Below are 17,067 nucleotides of genomic sequence, written 5' to 3'. Positions count from 1 at the left end.
CTCGACACTTTTATCATACCGTCTTTGGATCGTGACGGGGCTCGACGACACCGTAGAATGCTCGGATTTTACTTCCCCCTGCGTCCTATTCCGGCACAGGAAAACGCCGGCTGCCGACACGGTTGATTCAGAATTCGTGGCGGAGGAAGGATTGCTGCCGTTTGTCGGCGCTCGAACACCAGAACCGCGAGCGCCTCGGTGCGAACCGGAGGGTTCTCATCCACTCCCCCCTAACCAATGCCTAATTCCAGGCATGAAAAAACCGGCCACTGAGAGCCGGTTCTTTTCAATTCGTGGCGGAGGGGGAGGGATTCGAACCCTCGAAGCCTTTCGACTTACACACTTTCCAGGCGTGCTCCTTCGACCACTCGGACACCCCTCCGCATTGTCGCCCCGCTCGTAGCGGCGTTGCCGCTGCGTTCAGAACGGCGCACATAGTAACGAGCTAAACCCGTGATCGCAAGCCGTTTTTCCTTTTCCGACGACCTTTTACGATCTCTCCAGCACGGAAAGCCCTGCACTAGCGCCATCGCTCCAGATACGCCTCCGGATCGCGCGATGGCGCCTCAGGATAGCGCCCGCCAACCTGGCCAAGGTAGAGATAGCCGATCAGCTCCTCGTGCTCACCCAGTCCGAGACCGCGCCACACGCTCTTGTCATGGGCATAGGTACCGGTGCGCCACATGGCCCCCAGCCCTTGCGCGAAAGCCGCGTAGAGCATGGCATGCGCGGCGCAACCCGCGGAGATGAGCTGTTCTACCGGTGGCACCTTGGGCAGGTCCGGTGTGATGCGTGCGATCACCGCGATGATCATCGGCGCCCGCTTGGGTTTCTTGCGGGCGGCGTCGAGGTTGCCGTCATCGATATGCGGGTTGGCCTGATAATCGGAGCGGGCGAACAGTTCACCCAGCCGATCGAGCCCTTCACCGCTGATCTCGATGAAGCGGTACGGGGTCATTTCCTTGTGATCCGGCGCCCGCAGTGCCGCACGGTAGATGGCGTCGAGCTGCTCGGCGGTGGGCGCCGGACCGGCCAGCTTGCCCATCGAACGACGCTGATGCAGTAGCGTCATGGCATCCATGTCTGACTCCTCTGAGAGATCGGGGGTAACAAGCAAGGGATCGCTCGACTCTACGTCAAAAGCGCTACTGCCGCAGCAGGCGTGGGGGCAGCTCCGGCGTCCAACCCGGCGTGGCCCGCCACGGGTTGATATCGAGCCCACCGCGGCGCACGTAGCGCGCCATCACCAGCAGCCGCTCGGGGCGGCAGCGTGCCATCAGGTCAACGAAGATATGCTCGACGCAGTGCTCGTGAAAATCCTGATGCTGTCGATAGGAGACGATGTAGCGCAGCAGCGCGGCTCGATCGAGTCGCGGCCCGCGATAGGCGATCAGCACACTCCCCCAGTCCGGCTGCCCGGTGACCGGGCAGTTGGACTTGAGTAGATGCGAGTGCAGCGTCTCTTCGACGATATCGCCCTCATCGCAGGCGAGCAGCTCGGGGGCCGGCGTGTAGCGATCGATAGCGACATCGAGTTCGTCGATGTCATCACCCGGCAGCGGCGCCGGTGCGAGCGCGGGATCATCGACACCGAACAGCTCGACCGTGACCGGGGCGCCGGCCGCGGCACTCAAGTCCCGCTGCAGCAGTTCGATCACCGCGTCACGGTCGGCGAACGTCGTCTGGTTGAAGCCGTTGAGATAGAGCTTCCAGGATTTGGATTCGATCAGACAGGGCGAATCCGCCGGCAGCCGGAAGCGCGCCACCGCGACCACCGGCTTGCCGCGCGGGTCGAGCCAGGAGAGCTCGAAGGCCCACCACTCGTCACCGCCGACGAACGGCAGTGACGCCGCCTCGATTCCCAGCGGGGCCCGATTGGCGGCACGCTCGATGGGGAACAGCAAGCCGGCGTCGTAGCGCTCGGGGTAAGCGGATTCGCGCCCGAGCGGCGCGTCGACGAGAGTGTCGGGACGCGGTGTGGTCATGAACGAATCCCCTTGCCTCGGTTGAGCATCCACAGCGCCAGGCACCAGAAGGCGACGATGAAGGCGGCGATGGCGATCAGCGCCCCGCTCACCGGAATGTCGGAGATGCCGAGAATGCCATAGCGGAAGGCGTTAACCATGTAGAGGATCGGGTTGATCATGGTTACCTTCTGCCAGAATTCCGGCAGCAGGTCGATCGAGTAGAACACGCCCCCCAGGTAGGTCAGCGGCGTCAGCACGAAGATCGGAATGATCGAGATATCGTCGAACTTCTTGGCCAGCAGCGCATTGATGAAGCCGCCGATCGAAAACAGCAAGGCGGTCATCACCACCACCATCAGGGTCAGGAACGGATGGTGCAGATCGAGATGGGTGAAGAACAGCGAGACCACCGTCACGATCAGCCCGACGCCCAGCCCGCGTGCGGCGCCGCCGATGACGAAGCCGGCCAGAATGACCCAGTTGGGCATCGGCGAGACCATCATCTCCTCCACGCTGCGCTGGAACTTGTTGGAGAAGAACGATGAGGCCACGTTGGAGTAGCTGTTGGTGATCACCGACATCATGATCAGACCGGGCACGATGTAGGACATGTAGGAGATGCCGTGCATCTCACCCACGCGTGAACCGATCAGATTGCCGAAGATGATGAAGTACATCGTCATGGTGATGGAGGGCGGCACCAAGGTCTGGGGCCAGATCCGCACGAAGCGGCGCACCTCTTTCACCACCATGGTCCAGAGCGAAATCAGCAGTTGCCGGGTATTCAAGATGCCGTCTCCTTGGCCGGTGTCGAGGTGGCGCTGTCGATGCCGCTACCGGCATCCGGCTGCGAGGTCATCGAGACGAACAGCTCTTCCAGACGGTTGGCACGGTTACGCATGGAGAGCACGCGCACGCCCTGGCGAGTCAATTGCTGGAAGGCATCGTTGAGATCGGTGCCCTTGCGCACGGAGAGTGCCAACTGGTGCGCGTCGACCCGCTCGACCTCGAAGCCCTCCACCTGGGGGGCGGCCTCCAGCGGCTCGGCCAGATCGAGCAGGAAGGTTTCGGTGTCCAGCTCGGTCAGCAGACCGCGCATCGAGGTATTCTTGATGATCTCGCCCCGATTGATGATGGCGATATTGCGGCACAGGCTCTCGGCTTCCTCGAGATAGTGGGTGGTCAGGATGATCGAGGTGCCCTCCTCCTCATTGATCCGGCGCATGTACTCCCACATGCTGCGACGCAACTCGATATCGACCCCGGCGGTGGGCTCGTCGAGGATCAGCAGGCGCGGGCGGTGGATCAGGGCACGCGCGATCATCAGCCGCCGTTTCATGCCGCCGGAGAGCATGCGCGCGGCGCCGTTGCGCTTGTCCCACAGGCCAAGATCCTTGAGCAGGCGCTCGCAGCGCGGCTTGGCCTCCTTCATCGGCATGCCGTAGTAGCCCGCCTGGGTGAGGACGATGTCCTCGACCTTCTCGAACTGACTGAAGTTGAACTCCTGCGGTACCACGCCGAGCGCATACTTCGCCTTGGCGAAGTCGCGGTCGATATCGATACCGAAGATCTTCACCTGCCCCGCCGTTTTCTGGACCAGCGAACAGACGATACCGAGCGTGGTGGACTTGCCCGCGCCGTTGGGGCCGAGCAGCGCGAAAAAATCGCCCTGCTCGACATCGAGGTCGATGCCTTTGAGGGCTTCGAATCCATTACCGTAGACTTTGGTCAGCCCGCGGATGGACAGTGCCGGTTCTGCCATCAGGGATTCCTGTCGAGTACATAGAAGAAGTGCCGCCACATATGGGGGCCGATCGATGGAAAATCAATCTTTAGCAGACGAACAAACTCCATCGCCATCCCGTGCACCACTATCGTCGGCGTCACCGACGCTACCGTGTCAGCGTAGTCGGGAAGCCAGCCGGCGTCGGCGAGAGCGGGATCGTGGCACGCGATGCATAGCGGGAAGACACGCCCGGCGCGATACCGCCAGGCCGAGGAAGATGGCAACAGACGGCCAGCATCTCGACACATCAGCCGATGCGGACAGAGAGGTATCGATGCGCTTCGGAAACGATAAAACGGGAGCGGGGAAGGAGATCGACCGGGCGACGTTCCGTCGGGCTGGCGTTCCAGCGGACCGGCGTTCCGGCTCACAACCCTCGACCACACTTCAACAACTACTAAACTGGAGCGGGAAAGGAGATCGATCGGACCGGCGTTCCGGCTCACGACCCTCGACCACGCTTCAACAACTACTAAACTGGAGCGGGAAAGGAGATTCGAACTCCCGACCCTCGCCTTGGCAAGGCGATGCTCTACCACTGAGCTATTCCCGCTGAATGATGTCGAGACCTGGGTCCGACGAGATGATCGTGGCGGATCATCGAAGTGGCGTCCCATAGGGGGTTCGAACCCCTGTTACCGCCGTGAAAGGGCGGTGTCCTGGACCACTAGACGAATGGGACGCAATGGAGCAGCAGAGCTGTTCCGATACTACCTAAAGTTGGAACGGGAAAGGAGATCGATCGGACCGGCGCTCCGGCTCACGACCCTCTCTTACGCTTCCAGTACCGCAAAATTGGAGCGGGAAAGGAGATTCGAACTCCCGACCCTCGCCTTGGCAAGGCGATGCTCTACCACTGAGCTATTCCCGCACCGTAACTTTCTACACGACTTCGCTGAACCAAGTGGCGTCCCATAGGGGGTTCGAACCCCTGTTACCGCCGTGAAAGGGCGGTGTCCTAGACCACTAGACGAATGGGACGTGATGTCTCGGCTCCGTCGAAGTGGCGCGTATGTTACTGAGACGATTTTGAGGTGTCAAGCGATTGATTTCACCGATTTTCGCCATAGCCTAATCGGGACTGGTCAGGGCATGGCAAATGGCCTGTAATGCAGTGAGCGAGTCGAAGCGATAAGGAGAACTGGCTATGGGTAAGGTACAGAAGACGGAAGCCGAATGGCGTGAAAAGCTCACCCCCGAGCAGTACCACGTTACCCGCGAGAAGGGCACCGAGCGTCCATTTACCGGCGACTACCAAGTCGAGGCGGTTCAGGGTATCTACCACTGCGTCTGCTGTGGTGCGCCGCTATTCGAGAACGAGCACAAGTTCGAGGCGCATTGTGGCTGGCCGAGTTTCGACCGGCCCCTGGCAGCCGCCTCGGTCGAAGAGCATCAGGACGACAGCCATGGCATGCGCCGGATCGAGGTGACCTGCCGACGTTGCGACGCTCACCTGGGCCACGTCTTTCCGGACGGCCCGGCGGAAACGACCGGCCAGCGTTATTGCATCAACTCGGTAGCGATCACCTTCCACGCCGGCGAATAGCACACCGAACGACCTCTTCGAGCGGGCGGGCATCCTGCTGGAATGCTAGGGCCTGTTGGCCCATCCAGCATGAAGTAGCGACAAAGCCCATGGTTATGGGCTTTGTCCTCACACCTCTTTTCAGGCTTTGAGCGTAACAAAACATACCTTGGCGCTCGGCTCGCCCCAGTCTTGTCCCGCCACCCCTCGATATCGCGGAGGCTGGCTGCGGCGCTAGCTCGCCAATACCTAAAGTGAATCGCCTCTGGCCCCGGGACACGGAAATCAGAAGTGGCGACAGGTGCGACACAGCGACCGGAATCGTCCCTTCATTGCCTAGGCACTGGGCAACTGACATCGCCCTCCTCGCAATCCCAATAGCTCTCCAGTGTCTCCGTGCGCTGCCGTGTCAGCTCTTCAAGGCAGCCTGCCTTCACCATCCCGTTGATGCTGCCCCCGGACGTCGGCGCACTGACAAATTCACATTCGGCGTCGCGGAACCCGATCCAGGCTCGCTGGGCGGCCCCCAGACGCTCCTTGGCGTCTCCATCGAGCCGGCCCATGATTTCGGCATAGGTGGTATTCAGCGCCTTATCCGCGGCTTGATACTCGTCGCCCGCACAGGCGTTCATCTCTTGCTGCGTAGCGGCGTCGTCGCACGACTGCGCCGCTTGAACCAGCCCGCACAGACTCGCCAGGGCCAAGCCCGAAATCAATAGGAAGCCGCGCATTCGTCACCTCGCTTCTCTGTTCAAAGACATTCCCTGATCACCGTAACCAACGGCCCACCGGCTTACTCGTAAACCATAGTCTCAGGTACCTCCACCAACCCGCTCGAGCCGGACCCCTGGCCATGTGGATTCTGGCCATGGGTCGCGTCCGACTGGAGTCGTCAGCGATGTGAACTGTCGTGGTGTGCTCCCCCGAGACGTCGTCGTGACCCTCCGCGGGTCGACTTGTGTGCAATAGCTGGCCATGCCGTCAGTGGTCTACAGTCGGCGTTCCAACACTCCGCATCGAAGGGCTGACCACATGGCCACAACCGACGAAAAGCTGGACGCGATCCTGCTGATGCAGGCCGAGATCCTCGGGCGCCTCGAGGCCACGGGTGTCTACCGAGCCGTGGTGACGGACGAAGATCCCCGCGTGGCCGCACTGCAGGCGCTTGGCGATACCTCGATGGAGCGTCCGTCGGCCCGCGTCCGCGCCGAAATCGATGCCATCGTCGAAAAGGCGGCTCACTGGGGACGATCCGTCAGTTGAGTGCGCTTGCCAGAGTTCATGCCGCACGCCGCCGGCCCTGCCAGACTCGCCACACTATCGCCTGCTGGTCGCTGACGGCCCATGGCAACCTGGCCTTCGTTGCCAAGCAGATGAGGCTCCGGGATTACGCCATGCTCATGGGAGCTATGTGAAGTGGATCGACTCCCAGAGCCGATCCGAGGCTGCAGGGGCCTGGAACGGGATGAAGCAATGGGGCGCCTTGGCCCACGGACGCCCCACGCGTCAGCAGCTTGAAGCAGCAGACCACCCAATATGGGCCTCCAGCACACCACCTCAGCATCCTGCTAGAATGTCCGCCCGCTTGCCGTTGGGCGCGGCACGATTCGAAGAACAGGCAGGAGAAGATCATGCTCGGCTGGTATCCCGGACACATGAACAAGGCGCGGCGCCAGATCACCGAGGCGCTGCCGGAGATCGATGTGGTGATCGAGGTGCTCGATGCCCGCCTGCCCTACTCCAGCGGCAACCCGATGCTGGCAGAGCTGACCGAGCATAAACCCGTACTGAAAATTCTCTCGCGTGCCGACCTGGCCGACCCCGAGGCCACCCAGGCGTGGATCGCGCACTTCGACGCTCAGCCGGACAGCCGCGCGATTGCCGTCACCACGACCCAGGCGCGTGAACTCAAGCAGATCCCGGCGCTGTGTCATGAACTGGCTGGACAGGTACGCGCCGACCGCGATGTGCGCGTGATGGTGATGGGCATTCCCAACGTCGGCAAGTCGACGCTGATCAACGGCCTCGCCGGGCGCAAGATCGCCAAGACCGGCAACGAGCCGGCCGTGACCAAGCGCCAGCAGAAGATCCGTATCGACGGACGCGTCTCGCTGATCGACACCCCCGGCGTGCTGTGGCCGAAGATCGAGGATCAGGCCAGTGCCTACCGGCTGGCGGCCAGCGGTGCCATCCGCGATACCGCGATCGAGTACGTCGATGTCGCCATCGTCTGTGCCGCCGAACTGGCCAAGCGCTATCCCGATGCCCTGCGCGAGCGCTACCGGCTCGGCGAGCTACCCGCCTACGTGGCGCCGACCGAGACCGATAGCGTCGATGCCGACGGTCCCAGGCTGGTCGACTTCCAGGCCAGGGCGGGCTTCGACGGTCACGCGATCATGAACGAGATCGCGCGCAAACGCGGCGGCCTGAAGGCCGGTGGGGTGATCAACCTCCACCGTGGCGCCGAGGTACTGCTGCATGAGCTGCGTGATGGCAAGCTCGGCCGGTTGACCCTGGAGCTGCCGGCGGATATCCCCGATCCCGTCGAGGAAGATATCGACGCGGCCGAGCACTGACCCCCACCATACAGATGCACCGAAAATCCTTCCGTTTCTGCCTCTTGCGCCGCGCCAGCGCGGCGTTATGCTGGGAATCGGTGACACAGCCCACCGGGGAATAGCCACTTCCCGCCCTCTTCAACCCGCCTGACGTTTTAGGCTGTGCAGCTTACGGAACTTCAATGAACAGCCCCATTCGGAAATCGCACAAGCTCGACAATGTCTGCTACGACATTCGTGGGCCCGTTCTCGATCATGCCAAGCGCCTCGAGGACGAAGGCCATCGCATTCTCAAGCTCAATATCGGCAATCCCGCGCCCTTCGGTTTCGAAGCGCCCGAGGAGATTCTCCAGGACGTGATGCGCAATCTGCCGACGGCCCAGGGTTACTGCGACTCGAAGGGGCTCTACTCGGCGCGCAAGGCGATCATGCAGGAGTGCCAGCGCAAAGGAATCCCGGGCGTGGGCATCGAGGATGTGTTCGTCGGCAATGGGGTTTCCGAGCTGATCGTGATGGCGATGCAGGCGCTGCTCAACGATGGCGACGAGGTGCTGATTCCTGCGCCGGATTATCCGCTGTGGACCGCCGCGGCGAATCTCTCCGGCGGCCATCCGGTTCACTATCTGTGCGACGAGAACGCCGGCTGGTCACCGGATATCGCCGATATCCGCGACAAGATCACGGCACGGACGCGCGCGATCGTGCTGATCAACCCCAACAACCCGACCGGTGCGGTCTACCCGCCGGCGGTGGTCAAGGAGATTCTGGCGGTCGCCCGTCAGCACGGCCTCGTCGTCTTCTCCGACGAGATCTACGACAAGATCCTCTACGACGGCGTCGAGCATGTCTCCACCGGCGCCCTGGCCGAGGACGACCAACTGGTCGTGACCATGAACGGGCTCTCCAAGAGCTACCGCTGCGCCGGCTTCCGCTCCGGCTGGATGATCCTGTCCGGCGGGCTGGGGAAGCAGAACGCCGAGGACTTCATCCAGGGTCTCACCATGCTCGCCTCGATGCGACTGTGCGCCAACGTGCCGGCGCAGCACGCGATCCAGACCGGCCTCGGTGGCTACCAGTCGATCAACGACCTGATCCTGCCCGGCGGGCGACTGCTGGCTCAGCGCAACGTCGTGCATGAAAAGCTCAACGCGATCCCCGGGGTCTCCTGTGTCAAACCGATGGGGGCGCTCTACGCCTTTCCGCGGCTCGACCCGGAGGTCTATCCCATTCATGACGATGCCCAGATGGTGCTCGACCTGCTGCTGCAGGAGCGTATCCTGCTGGTCCAGGGTACGGCCTTCAACTGGCCGACGCCGGACCACGTGCGCATCGTGACCCTGCCCTGGGCCGATCAGCTCGGCGACGCCATCGACCGCTTCGCCCGCTTCCTCTCACGTTATCGCCAGTGATCCGTGGCGGTGGCCAGTCACCGCCACATGACAGGGCCGCGCGTTTCGACGCGCGGCCACTCCCCCTCTTGAAACCTATTCACGAAAGTCGTATCTAACGGTTCATAACCGCCTGATTACCAGGTATTAACGAACAACGAACTAATCATAAGCCGGCGCACGACATGACGCCGGCCACGCTTTCCACGACTGAGGGTAAAGACCGATGATGCGAATCATCCTGTTCCTGGCAACCAACCTGGCGGTGATTCTCGTCGCCAGCATCACGTTGCGACTACTGGGCGTCGAGCCCTATCTCAACGCCAACGGGCTGAACATGAACAGCCTGCTGATCTTCTGCTTCGTGTTCGGCATGGCCGGATCGCTGGTATCGCTGTTCATCTCCAAATGGATGGCGAAGATGAGCACCAAGGCCAAGGTGATCGATCAGCCCGCCAATTCCACCGAGCAGTGGCTGCTCGACACGGTGCGCGAACTGGCGCAGCAGGCCAATATCAAGATGCCGGAAGTGGCGATCTTCCCGGCCCAGCAGTCCAACGCCTTCGCCACCGGCTGGAACAAGAACGACGCCCTGGTAGCGGTTTCCCAGGGGCTGCTCGAGCGCATGCGCCCCGAGGAAATTCGTGCGGTGCTGGCGCATGAGATCGGCCACGTCGCCAACGGTGACATGGTCACGCTGGCACTGATCCAGGGGGTGCTGAACACCTTCGTGATGTTCTTCGCGCGGGTGGTCGCCCAGGTCGTCGACAGTTTCCTGCGCGGACGCGACAACGGCGGCGGCCTGGGCTTCATGGGTTATTTTGCCGTCGTCATCGTCGCCGAGATCGTATTCGGCCTGGTGGCGTCGATCATCGTCGCCTGGTTCTCGCGCTTCCGGGAGTATCGTGCCGATGCCGCCGGCGCCAAATATGCCGGCAGTGGCGCCATGATCAACGCCCTGGCCAGATTGAAATCCGAGACCAGCCAGCCAGACCAGATGCCCGATTCGTTGACGGCCTTCGCCATCACTACCGGGCAGACCCGCAAGATCATGGAGAAACTGTTCGCCAGCCACCCGCCATTGGATGATCGCATCCGGGCGCTGAAGGAATCCGCCTACCGGGAGTGACATCCGTTCGGCGATGCCCGAGATGCTGCCAGCCCCCTCCAACGCCCCGCCCTGTGCGGGGCGTTGGCTTATCCGGATAGCCACCCGAGCCGGGTCCCCTCTCGTAGCCCCCTTTCGGCAAACCGACGACTCGATCCGGCTTGTTCTGCACCACAGGCGTGCAGACCTGGCGCCCAGGCCAGGCCGTCGATTCGTGGAGAACGTGGATGGATAACCCTTTTCCGCGCCGCGGCATACAGCTTGCTTGGTCAGTCACGACTGCCCTAGTGAGGATCGACCCATGGCCCTGCCCCAAGCCGACAATGACTATCCGCTGAGCGAAGTGCCTGGCGACGCACGCAAACCCTTCGCATCGCTGGCGCTGCTGTTGCTGGGTTTCACCTTCTTCACCGCAACCATGTTCGCTGGCGGCCAGATCGGCGCCGCCTTCTCGTTCACCGAGCTGCTGGCGTTGATCGTGGTGGGCAATCTGCTGCTGGGCATCTATGCCGCGGCAATCGCCGGCATCGCCGCCCACTCCGGGCTCAGCACGGCGCTGATGTCACGATTCGCCCTGGGTGAGCGCGGCAGCGCGCTGTCCGATCTGCTGCTCGGCATCACCCAGGTCGGCTGGTACGCCTGGGGCGTGGCGACCATCGCCAACGTGCTGGTATCGACATTGGGGCTCGCACCAGGCTGGGCGGCTCCGTTGATGGTGCTGTTCGGTATCGGCTTCTGTCTAACCGCCTTCATCGGCTACCGTGGCCTGGCGCTGCTATCCAACGTGGCGGTGCCGGCGATGGCGCTGCTGATCGCCATCAGCATGATCATCGCCTGGCGCGATGGCGGCGGCTGGACCGGCCTGACCGCCATCGCTCCCAGTTCAGAGCTGGGCTGGGCAGCCGGTATCACCATCATCTTCGGCACCTTCGTATCCGGCGCAACGCAGGCCAGCAACTGGAGCCGTTTCGCGCGTACACCACGCCAGGCGGTCACGGCGACCCTGTTGGCGTTCTTCATCGGTAATGGCCTGATGGTGCTGATCGGCGCCGTGGGTGCCCTTGTCTACCAGCAGCCGGATGTGGTCGAGGTACTGATCCTGCAAGGCCTGACCACCGTCGGCCTGGCCATGCTGTTCCTCAACCTGTGGACCACGCAGGACAACACCATCTACAACTTTGCCGCCGCCGGCTGCAACCTGCTGCGCACCCGCCAGCGCGGCTGGGTGACGCTTGGCGGCGCGGCGATCGGCACGCTGCTGGCGCTGGCCGGAATGGATGCGCTACTGGTGCCCTTCCTGATCGCGCTGGGTACCTGCATCCCACCGCTGGGGGGAGTGATCATCGCCGATTACCTCTTCCTGCGTCGTGGCCACTACCCCAGACTCGACGCGGCCGTATTGCCGGCGTTTCATCTTCCCGGGCTCGGCGCCTATGCGTTGGCAACCCTGGGCGCCTGGTTCTCGCCATGGGCGCCGCCGCTGGTCGGCATCGCGCTGGCGCTGGCGCTCTACCCGCTGTGCTGCCGCTGCCTGGGCCAACGATCCATGAAGCCGGCCCTATAGCCCTCCCGGCAAGGCTCGGACCCATGTCGCGCCACTCGCAAAAAAACCGACGCCGGCTGCATCCGTCTCTCCGACCCACGTGTATCCCCGGTGCAGGACATGAAGTTCTGCCCTATTCACGCTCGGAGAGACGCCAATGAAAACCCGACAACTAGCCAGCGTTACCCTGACCGCCACCCTGCTGGGCGGCTTCAGCCTCGCGGCACACGCCAACGACGTCCCGGCGGACGTGCAGGTCCCGGATGGCAACGAGATTGCCATGGAGACGGTGGGCGTCGGCGAGATCACCTACGCCTGCGAGATGAAGGATGGCGCCCACGAGTGGGTGTTCAAGGGACCGGATGCCAAGCTCAACGATGCGGACGGTAACCAGGTCGGCAGCTACTACGGCCCGCCGGCGACCTGGGAATCCAGCGACGGCTCCAAGATCACCGGTACCCAGCTCGCCACGGCCCCCGGCGGCGATGGCAACATCCCCTTCCAGCTGGTGGAAGCCAACCCGGCAGAGGGTGATGGCCACATGTCCGGCGTCACCTACGTACAGCGCCTGAATACCCAGGGCGGCGTAGCGCCGGATATGGCCTGCAGCGCGGACAACGTCGGCGACGAAGAGGTGGTCGAGTATCAGGCGGACTACCTGTTCTGGAAAGCCAGCTGATCCGACAACGCGGATGACCGGCAGCGCCCGCTGATCACGACGGCGGGTCATTGCAGACCAGCACGGGCTCGCCATGACGAGCCCGTGTTGCGTAGTATGAGATGTCTTAGCCCCAGCGGGGTGCGCTTCAAGGAAGTTCGTGTGACAGACGACGTAGCAGCGTTCAATCCGTCGGCAGCCGATCATGGCGCCCTGCTCGAGGCTTGCGCCAGGGGAGAGCGCCAAGCGCTGCAGCAGCTCTATGCACAGGAAGGGTCGCGCCTGCTGGGTGTGGTCGTACGCATCGTCGGCGATCGCGGTATCGCTGAAGACATCATTCACGACGCCTTCGTCAATATCTGGAACAAGGCGCACACCTTCGATGCCACTCGTGGATCAGGCAAGACCTGGATCTTCAGCGTCGCGCGCCACCTGGCGCTCAACCATGTCAGAACCCGGCACCGGGAAGTGACCGTGGACGACGAAACTGCCGACAGGCTCGACGCCGAGCGCGCTCACGAAGTGGAGACGGACATGCAGGATCATTTCGACTGGCTAGGTCACGGGGATCTGGATCGCTGCCTGGCGCAACTGGCGCCCGAGCGGCGTAACTGCCTGTTTCACGCCTATGTCGACGGCTTCAGCCACCCGGAGATTGCCACACGCATGGATCGCCCTCTCGGCACCGTCAAGGCCTGGATCAAACGCAGCCTGGCTGCACTGCGCGAGTGCCTGTCATGAGCGATCGTTCGGCGTCGTCGCCTCCGCTCGGCCCGGAGGAGACCGACGATCTGGCAGGCGAGTACGTGCTTGGTACGCTGAGCGCCGAACAGCGTCTCGATGTCGAGCGTCGCCTGCAGGAGGACACGAAATTGCAGGAGGCGATATGGGCTTGGGAGAGACGCCTCCAGCCCTATACGGCAATGGTCGAGCCGATCGCGCCGTCAAGCCGGCTGTGGCAGCGCATCTCCCGCACGCTCGATGATCGGGAGACTTCTCGATCGTCGGCGGAAGAGCGCGCCACGCGTCCGGGCGGGCTGCTGAATCGACTGTGGCATGACCTGACCCTATGGCGAGGCGTGAGTCTCGCCAGCATTGTCGTCGCCATCGGCCTCGCCGCCATGCTGGCACTCGGCCCCGGGCAGACGCCCTCCTCTCGCTATCTGGTCGTATTGATGACGCCTCAACATACGCAAGCCGGCTGGATCGTGCAGGCAAGCTCACCGCAACGGATCAGCCTGAAGCCGATCGGCACTTTCGAGGTGCCGCCCGGCAAGGCGCTGGAGTTCTGGACCAAGGCGGACGACTGGAGCGGTCCCGTCTCGCTGGGCCTGGTCGAGCCCGGCGAGACCAAGCAGCTGTCGCTGGACGACCTCCCGCCACTCGAGGACAACCAGCTCTTCGAACTGACTCTCGAGGACGATTCCGGGTCCCCGCTCGACCGCCCGACTGGACCGATTCAGTTCATCGGCCGCGCCGTCGAGCTGTAATTCGCCACCTCCCCGCCTCTGGAAGGCCGCGCCCTTGATGGGCGCGGCCAGCTTCTACCCCGGCGCCAATGCGAATGGTTGACATTCGCCGACGCCAAGCGCCTAATTGGTTGNNCAACCAATTAGGCGCGACATGTCCGAGACGACGGTCGGTGAATCCCTGCATCAGCTCATGCATGCCTACAAGCGGGCGCTGCGCCGGGCCTATACCGACGCCGGTCTGGACCTCACCGTTTCGCACATCCGCACGCTCAAGGCGATCCGCGGCCAGATGCCCTGCACCGCGCAGGACATCGCGCATCGTACCCAGCGCGACAAGGCCCAGATCACCCGGCTGCTTCGTGACCTGCTCGATGCGGATATCGTCGTCAAGGCACCTCATCCGGATGATCGTCGCAGCCAGATGCTGTCGTTGACCGGCCACGGCCGGGATTTGCTGGCACGTATCGATGCCTGCGAACGCGAGGCCCACGAGCAGCTCTCGAGCGGGATGACGCGGACGGATCTGGAGGCGTTTCTGCGCCTGTCGCGGTTGATGATCGCCAACCTGAGGTAACGAGAGTCCCGATGCCCAAACCCGCCCCCAGACATTACACCGTCCTGAATCGCCAACTCATCACGCCCCACATGCTACGGCTGACGTTCGGTGGAGAAGGGATGACCGAATTTCCCGACGATCAGGAGAGCGCCTATGTCAAACTGATGGTGCCTGACGGCGAAGATGACCAAGGCAAGCCCCGCACCGTGCTGCGCACCTACACCGTTCGCCGCCAGCGTCCCGGCGAGATCGACGTTGACGTCGTACTGCACGAGGATGGCGGTCCGGCCGCGACCTGGGCGGCAGCGGCGCAACCGGGTGACACGATTCTGATCGGTGGCCAGGGATCCGTGAAACGCCTGCCGGAAGAAGCCGACTGGTATCTGCTGGTCGGCGACATGACGTCGCTGCCGGCGATCGGTGCCAACCTGGAGCGTCTGCCCCCGGAGGCCAGTGGGTACGCCATCATCGAAGTGACCAGCGAAGCGGATATCCAGTGGTTCGACCTGCCCCGCGGCATGCGGATCAACTGGCTGATCAACCCGCACCCCGGCAGCGACAGCGACCGTCTCGTCGCGGCCCTGCGCGAGTTCGACTGGCTTCCGGGCGTACCGGGAATCTGGGTCGCCTGCGAGTTTTCCGCCATGCGCAAGCTGCGTCGCCACCTGATCGACGATCGCGGGGTGGACAAGCGAGCGATGTACATTTCGAGCTACTGGAAACTGGGCGCCAGCGAGGATGGCCACCGGATGGCCAAGCGTGAGGACAGCGACCGATGAGGAAGCGGGGAGCACCGCCTGAGCCGAGTCCACGAGTGGCGGCGCTCTCCGGGCCCGGCTACTTGCCGAGCTTGACGCTGAAGCCGAAGCCCTCCAGGGCGTCGCGCAGGCCGCCCTTGTTCTTCTTCAGTTCGACCCGCAGCGTCTGGAATTCGCGACGGGGGGGATATTCGCGCCGGTAGGCGTCGAATCCCGCCGCCATGCCCAGTCGCCGACGGTAACGATCGAACGCCAGCATGTCCCGGCGCACGTCGTAGCAGGCCCGGGCGCAGAGCGACAGCGCCTCCAGCGGCGGCGTCCAGCTGTGCAGGACGATCTTGCGCAACCAGGGATCGGGCTTGAGCTGGCCGAGCTTCTTGCGCGCCGGCAGGCCGAAGTGCCGCATCACCGCCTGATAGATCATCTCGGTGCCCAGCATCTTGCCGTCGACGCTGTAGCCGGCGATGTGAGGCGTCCCGATATCGACCAGCTCGAACAGCGCCTCGTCGACGGCAGGCTCGTGTTCCCACACGTCGAGGACCGTGCGCAGATCGCCTTGACTCTCGAGACGCTCGCGCAGGGCGTCGCCATCGAGGCAGTCGCCACGCCCGGCATTGACCAGCACCGTGCCCGGCCCGAGGGCGTCGATGCGTCGACGATCCATGAGGTGATGGGTGGCATGCTCGCCGGCGGCCACCAACGGCGTGTGCAGGCAGATGATGTCGGCCCGCTCGATCATCGTGTCCAGGTCGACAAAATCCTCCCGCCCTTCGGCCTCGGCACGCGGCGGATCGCAGATCAGACAGTCGACGTCCAGATTGTCCAGCCGCGCCGCCAGGCGACCGCCGACGTTGCCGGCACCGACGATTCCGACGGTCTTGCCGGAAAGCGAGAACCCGTCCTCCTCGGACAGCAGCAGCAGACTCGAGAGCACGTAGTCGACAACGGATTCGGCGTTGCTGCCCGGGGCGCTGGCGAAACCGATATTGCGCTCGGCCAGCAGGCTGGTATCGATGTGATCGGTGCCGATCGTGCAGGTGCCGACGAACTTCAGCTTGTCCGCGCCCTCCAGCAGCGCTTGATCCACCTGCGTGATCGAGCGGACCACCAGGACGTCGTGGCCACGAAGAGTGGCCGCGGTCATCTCGCGGCCAGGCTGGCGCGTGACCTCTCCCAACTCGCCGAAGAATTCCTCCGCCAGCGGAATGTTCTCGTCCACCAGGATGCGCATGACTACCCTCTCGTTTCGTTCGAGCCCGGCGTCAGGGGGACCAGACAGCATCGCGATTCGCGCCTTGCGCATCGACACCGGCGTCGATTTCTACGGGGCTTGCTTTACAATGGCGCCTGACGTCGGGCGCGTCGCGGGATTGTTGAGCCGCGACGCTCGGCGCAGCCATATTAGGCCGGCCATTCGCGATGAACAAGCGATGAGCACCAAGCAGCAGGAGTCCGCGTGATCGTCCGTTGGGAAAGTGAGCATGACTACGTCCTGGTCCATCTGCACCAGGACATGTTTGGCGACTGGATCTACAGTCGCGCCTGGGGCCAGATCGGTACCCAGTACGGCGGCCTCAAGCATGCCGTCGCCGACAGCTACGATCAGGCCATGATGTGGCTCGACGACCTCTCGCACATACAGACGGCGCGCGGTTACCGCAAGGTGCTGGAGGCCGAGGACGATACCCCCGAAGGACGGCAGGCCGTGGCCCAGCTGTCGCTACTTGACTGAACACCAGTCCGACGTG

18 protein-coding genes and 5 tRNA genes are annotated in these 17,067 nt (G+C 63.3%); 12 read left to right on the top strand and 11 right to left on the bottom strand.

Going from position 1 to position 17,067, the window contains the following annotated elements:
* Positions 1-294: 294 nt before the first annotated feature.
* From DOM45_RS12005 to DOM45_RS11960, 9 genes are all read right to left on the bottom strand, one after another.
* Positions 295-382, bottom strand: a tRNA-Ser gene (locus DOM45_RS12005).
* 138 nt (positions 383-520) lie between these two features.
* Positions 521-1,081, bottom strand: a complete 561-nt coding sequence (locus DOM45_RS12000; RefSeq protein ID WP_110600819.1) for a nitroreductase family protein — start codon at positions 1,079-1,081, stop codon at positions 521-523.
* Between the two features lie 64 nt (positions 1,082-1,145).
* Positions 1,146-1,985, bottom strand: a complete 840-nt coding sequence (gene queF / locus DOM45_RS11995; protein ID WP_110600817.1) for an NADPH-dependent 7-cyano-7-deazaguanine reductase QueF — start codon at positions 1,983-1,985, stop codon at positions 1,146-1,148.
* Positions 1,982-2,755: an ABC transporter permease gene (locus DOM45_RS11990; protein WP_110600815.1), complete on the bottom strand. Its 774-nt coding sequence runs from the start codon at positions 2,753-2,755 to the stop codon at positions 1,982-1,984. Before DOM45_RS11990 ends, queF begins: the two co-directional genes overlap by 4 nt.
* Positions 2,752-3,729, bottom strand: coding sequence for an ABC transporter ATP-binding protein (locus DOM45_RS11985; protein ID WP_110600814.1), 978 nt, complete (start codon positions 3,727-3,729; stop codon positions 2,752-2,754). The genes DOM45_RS11990 and DOM45_RS11985 overlap by 4 nt, the downstream gene beginning before the upstream one ends.
* Before the next feature lie 502 nt (positions 3,730-4,231).
* Positions 4,232-4,306 (bottom strand) — tRNA-Gly (locus tag DOM45_RS11975).
* 53 nt (positions 4,307-4,359) lie between these two features.
* Positions 4,360-4,435, bottom strand: a tRNA-Glu gene (locus tag DOM45_RS11970).
* A 114-nt stretch (positions 4,436-4,549) separates the two neighbouring features.
* A tRNA-Gly gene (locus tag DOM45_RS11965) sits at positions 4,550-4,624 on the bottom strand.
* 34 nt (positions 4,625-4,658) lie between these two features.
* Positions 4,659-4,734, bottom strand: a tRNA-Glu gene (locus tag DOM45_RS11960).
* A 166-nt stretch (positions 4,735-4,900) separates the two neighbouring features.
* On the opposite strand from DOM45_RS11960, the gene msrB reads away from it, so the two are divergent.
* Positions 4,901-5,299, top strand: coding sequence for a peptide-methionine (R)-S-oxide reductase MsrB (msrB, locus tag DOM45_RS11955; protein WP_110600811.1), 399 nt, complete (start codon positions 4,901-4,903; stop codon positions 5,297-5,299).
* A gap of 308 nt (positions 5,300-5,607) precedes the next feature.
* Here msrB and DOM45_RS11950 read toward each other — a convergent pair whose 3' ends face one another.
* On the bottom strand, positions 5,608-6,009 hold the full coding sequence (locus tag DOM45_RS11950; protein WP_110600809.1) for a lysozyme inhibitor LprI family protein: 402 nt from the start codon (positions 6,007-6,009) through the stop codon (positions 5,608-5,610).
* 301 nt (positions 6,010-6,310) lie between these two features.
* On the opposite strand from DOM45_RS11950, the gene DOM45_RS11945 reads away from it, so the two are divergent.
* The 10 genes from DOM45_RS11945 (at position 6,311) to DOM45_RS11900 (ending at position 15,340) form a co-directional block, all read left to right on the top strand.
* On the top strand, positions 6,311-6,541 hold the full coding sequence (locus tag DOM45_RS11945; RefSeq protein WP_110600807.1) for a hypothetical protein: 231 nt from the start codon (positions 6,311-6,313) through the stop codon (positions 6,539-6,541).
* A gap of 368 nt (positions 6,542-6,909) precedes the next feature.
* On the top strand, positions 6,910-7,854 hold the full coding sequence (gene ylqF, locus DOM45_RS11940) for a ribosome biogenesis GTPase YlqF (protein ID WP_110600805.1): 945 nt from the start codon (positions 6,910-6,912) through the stop codon (positions 7,852-7,854).
* 164 nt (positions 7,855-8,018) lie between these two features.
* The gene (locus tag DOM45_RS11935) at positions 8,019-9,245 is read left to right on the top strand and encodes a pyridoxal phosphate-dependent aminotransferase (RefSeq protein WP_110600803.1); all 1,227 of its coding nucleotides are present in this window, start codon (positions 8,019-8,021) and stop codon (positions 9,243-9,245) included.
* Positions 9,246-9,450: 205 nt separating this feature from the next.
* The gene (gene htpX / locus DOM45_RS11930; protein ID WP_110600802.1) at positions 9,451-10,353 is read left to right on the top strand and encodes a protease HtpX; all 903 of its coding nucleotides are present in this window, start codon (positions 9,451-9,453) and stop codon (positions 10,351-10,353) included.
* A 280-nt stretch (positions 10,354-10,633) separates the two neighbouring features.
* Positions 10,634-11,896, top strand: coding sequence for a cytosine permease (gene codB, locus DOM45_RS11925; RefSeq protein ID WP_110600800.1), 1,263 nt, complete (start codon positions 10,634-10,636; stop codon positions 11,894-11,896).
* 136 nt (positions 11,897-12,032) lie between these two features.
* Positions 12,033-12,554, top strand: coding sequence for a DUF3455 domain-containing protein (locus DOM45_RS11920; protein WP_110600798.1), 522 nt, complete (start codon positions 12,033-12,035; stop codon positions 12,552-12,554).
* Between the two features lie 141 nt (positions 12,555-12,695).
* Positions 12,696-13,274 (top strand): sigma-70 family RNA polymerase sigma factor, encoded by a 579-nt coding sequence (locus DOM45_RS11915; RefSeq protein WP_240612376.1) that lies wholly within the window; start codon positions 12,696-12,698, stop codon positions 13,272-13,274.
* Complete coding sequence (locus tag DOM45_RS11910) at positions 13,271-14,023, top strand: anti-sigma factor (RefSeq protein WP_110600795.1); 753 nt, start codon at positions 13,271-13,273, stop codon at positions 14,021-14,023. Before DOM45_RS11915 ends, DOM45_RS11910 begins: the two co-directional genes overlap by 4 nt.
* A 133-nt stretch (positions 14,024-14,156) precedes the next feature.
* Positions 14,157-14,579, top strand: a complete 423-nt coding sequence (locus tag DOM45_RS11905; protein WP_110600793.1) for a MarR family winged helix-turn-helix transcriptional regulator — start codon at positions 14,157-14,159, stop codon at positions 14,577-14,579.
* A gap of 11 nt (positions 14,580-14,590) precedes the next feature.
* On the top strand, positions 14,591-15,340 hold the full coding sequence (locus DOM45_RS11900) for a siderophore-interacting protein (RefSeq protein WP_110600791.1): 750 nt from the start codon (positions 14,591-14,593) through the stop codon (positions 15,338-15,340).
* 58 nt (positions 15,341-15,398) lie between these two features.
* Here DOM45_RS11900 and pdxB read toward each other — a convergent pair whose 3' ends face one another.
* Positions 15,399-16,550, bottom strand: a complete 1,152-nt coding sequence (pdxB, locus tag DOM45_RS11895) for a 4-phosphoerythronate dehydrogenase PdxB (protein ID WP_110600790.1) — start codon at positions 16,548-16,550, stop codon at positions 15,399-15,401.
* A 225-nt stretch (positions 16,551-16,775) separates the two neighbouring features.
* Here pdxB and DOM45_RS11885 point away from each other — a divergent pair, with 225 nt between their 5' ends.
* Positions 16,776-17,051, top strand: coding sequence for a WGR domain-containing protein (locus DOM45_RS11885; protein WP_110600785.1), 276 nt, complete (start codon positions 16,776-16,778; stop codon positions 17,049-17,051).
* The last annotated feature ends 16 nt before the right edge of the window (positions 17,052-17,067 follow it).

This window comes from Salinicola lusitanus (genome assembly GCF_003206045.1).
Classification (GTDB): Bacteria; Pseudomonadota; Gammaproteobacteria; order Pseudomonadales; family Halomonadaceae; genus Salinicola; species Salinicola lusitanus.
The sequence above is the reverse complement of the archived record's forward strand: the minus strand, read 5'-3'. Positions and strand labels throughout refer to the sequence as shown.

Excerpts from the sequence above, each read along its gene's own strand:
- DOM45_RS12000 (WP_110600819.1), bottom strand. The coding sequence starts at position 1,081 with ATGGATGCCATGACGCTACTGCATCAGCGTCGTTCGATGGGCAAGCTG.
- queF (WP_110600817.1), bottom strand. The coding sequence starts at position 1,985 with ATGACCACACCGCGTCCCGACACTCTCGTCGACGCGCCGCTCGGGCGC.
- DOM45_RS11985 (WP_110600814.1), bottom strand. The coding sequence starts at position 3,729 with ATGGCAGAACCGGCACTGTCCATCCGCGGGCTGACCAAAGTCTACGGT.
- msrB (WP_110600811.1), top strand. The coding sequence starts at position 4,901 with ATGGGTAAGGTACAGAAGACGGAAGCCGAATGGCGTGAAAAGCTCACC.
- DOM45_RS11950 (WP_110600809.1), bottom strand. The coding sequence starts at position 6,009 with ATGCGCGGCTTCCTATTGATTTCGGGCTTGGCCCTGGCGAGTCTGTGC.
- DOM45_RS11945 (WP_110600807.1), top strand. The coding sequence starts at position 6,311 with ATGGCCACAACCGACGAAAAGCTGGACGCGATCCTGCTGATGCAGGCC.
- ylqF (WP_110600805.1), top strand. The coding sequence starts at position 6,910 with ATGCTCGGCTGGTATCCCGGACACATGAACAAGGCGCGGCGCCAGATC.
- DOM45_RS11935 (WP_110600803.1), top strand. The coding sequence starts at position 8,019 with ATGAACAGCCCCATTCGGAAATCGCACAAGCTCGACAATGTCTGCTAC.
- htpX (WP_110600802.1), top strand. The coding sequence starts at position 9,451 with ATGATGCGAATCATCCTGTTCCTGGCAACCAACCTGGCGGTGATTCTC.
- codB (WP_110600800.1), top strand. The coding sequence starts at position 10,634 with ATGGCCCTGCCCCAAGCCGACAATGACTATCCGCTGAGCGAAGTGCCT.
- DOM45_RS11920 (WP_110600798.1), top strand. The coding sequence starts at position 12,033 with ATGAAAACCCGACAACTAGCCAGCGTTACCCTGACCGCCACCCTGCTG.
- DOM45_RS11910 (WP_110600795.1), top strand. The coding sequence starts at position 13,271 with ATGAGCGATCGTTCGGCGTCGTCGCCTCCGCTCGGCCCGGAGGAGACC.
- DOM45_RS11905 (WP_110600793.1), top strand. The coding sequence starts at position 14,157 with ATGTCCGAGACGACGGTCGGTGAATCCCTGCATCAGCTCATGCATGCC.
- DOM45_RS11900 (WP_110600791.1), top strand. The coding sequence starts at position 14,591 with ATGCCCAAACCCGCCCCCAGACATTACACCGTCCTGAATCGCCAACTC.
- pdxB (WP_110600790.1), bottom strand. The coding sequence starts at position 16,550 with ATGCGCATCCTGGTGGACGAGAACATTCCGCTGGCGGAGGAATTCTTC.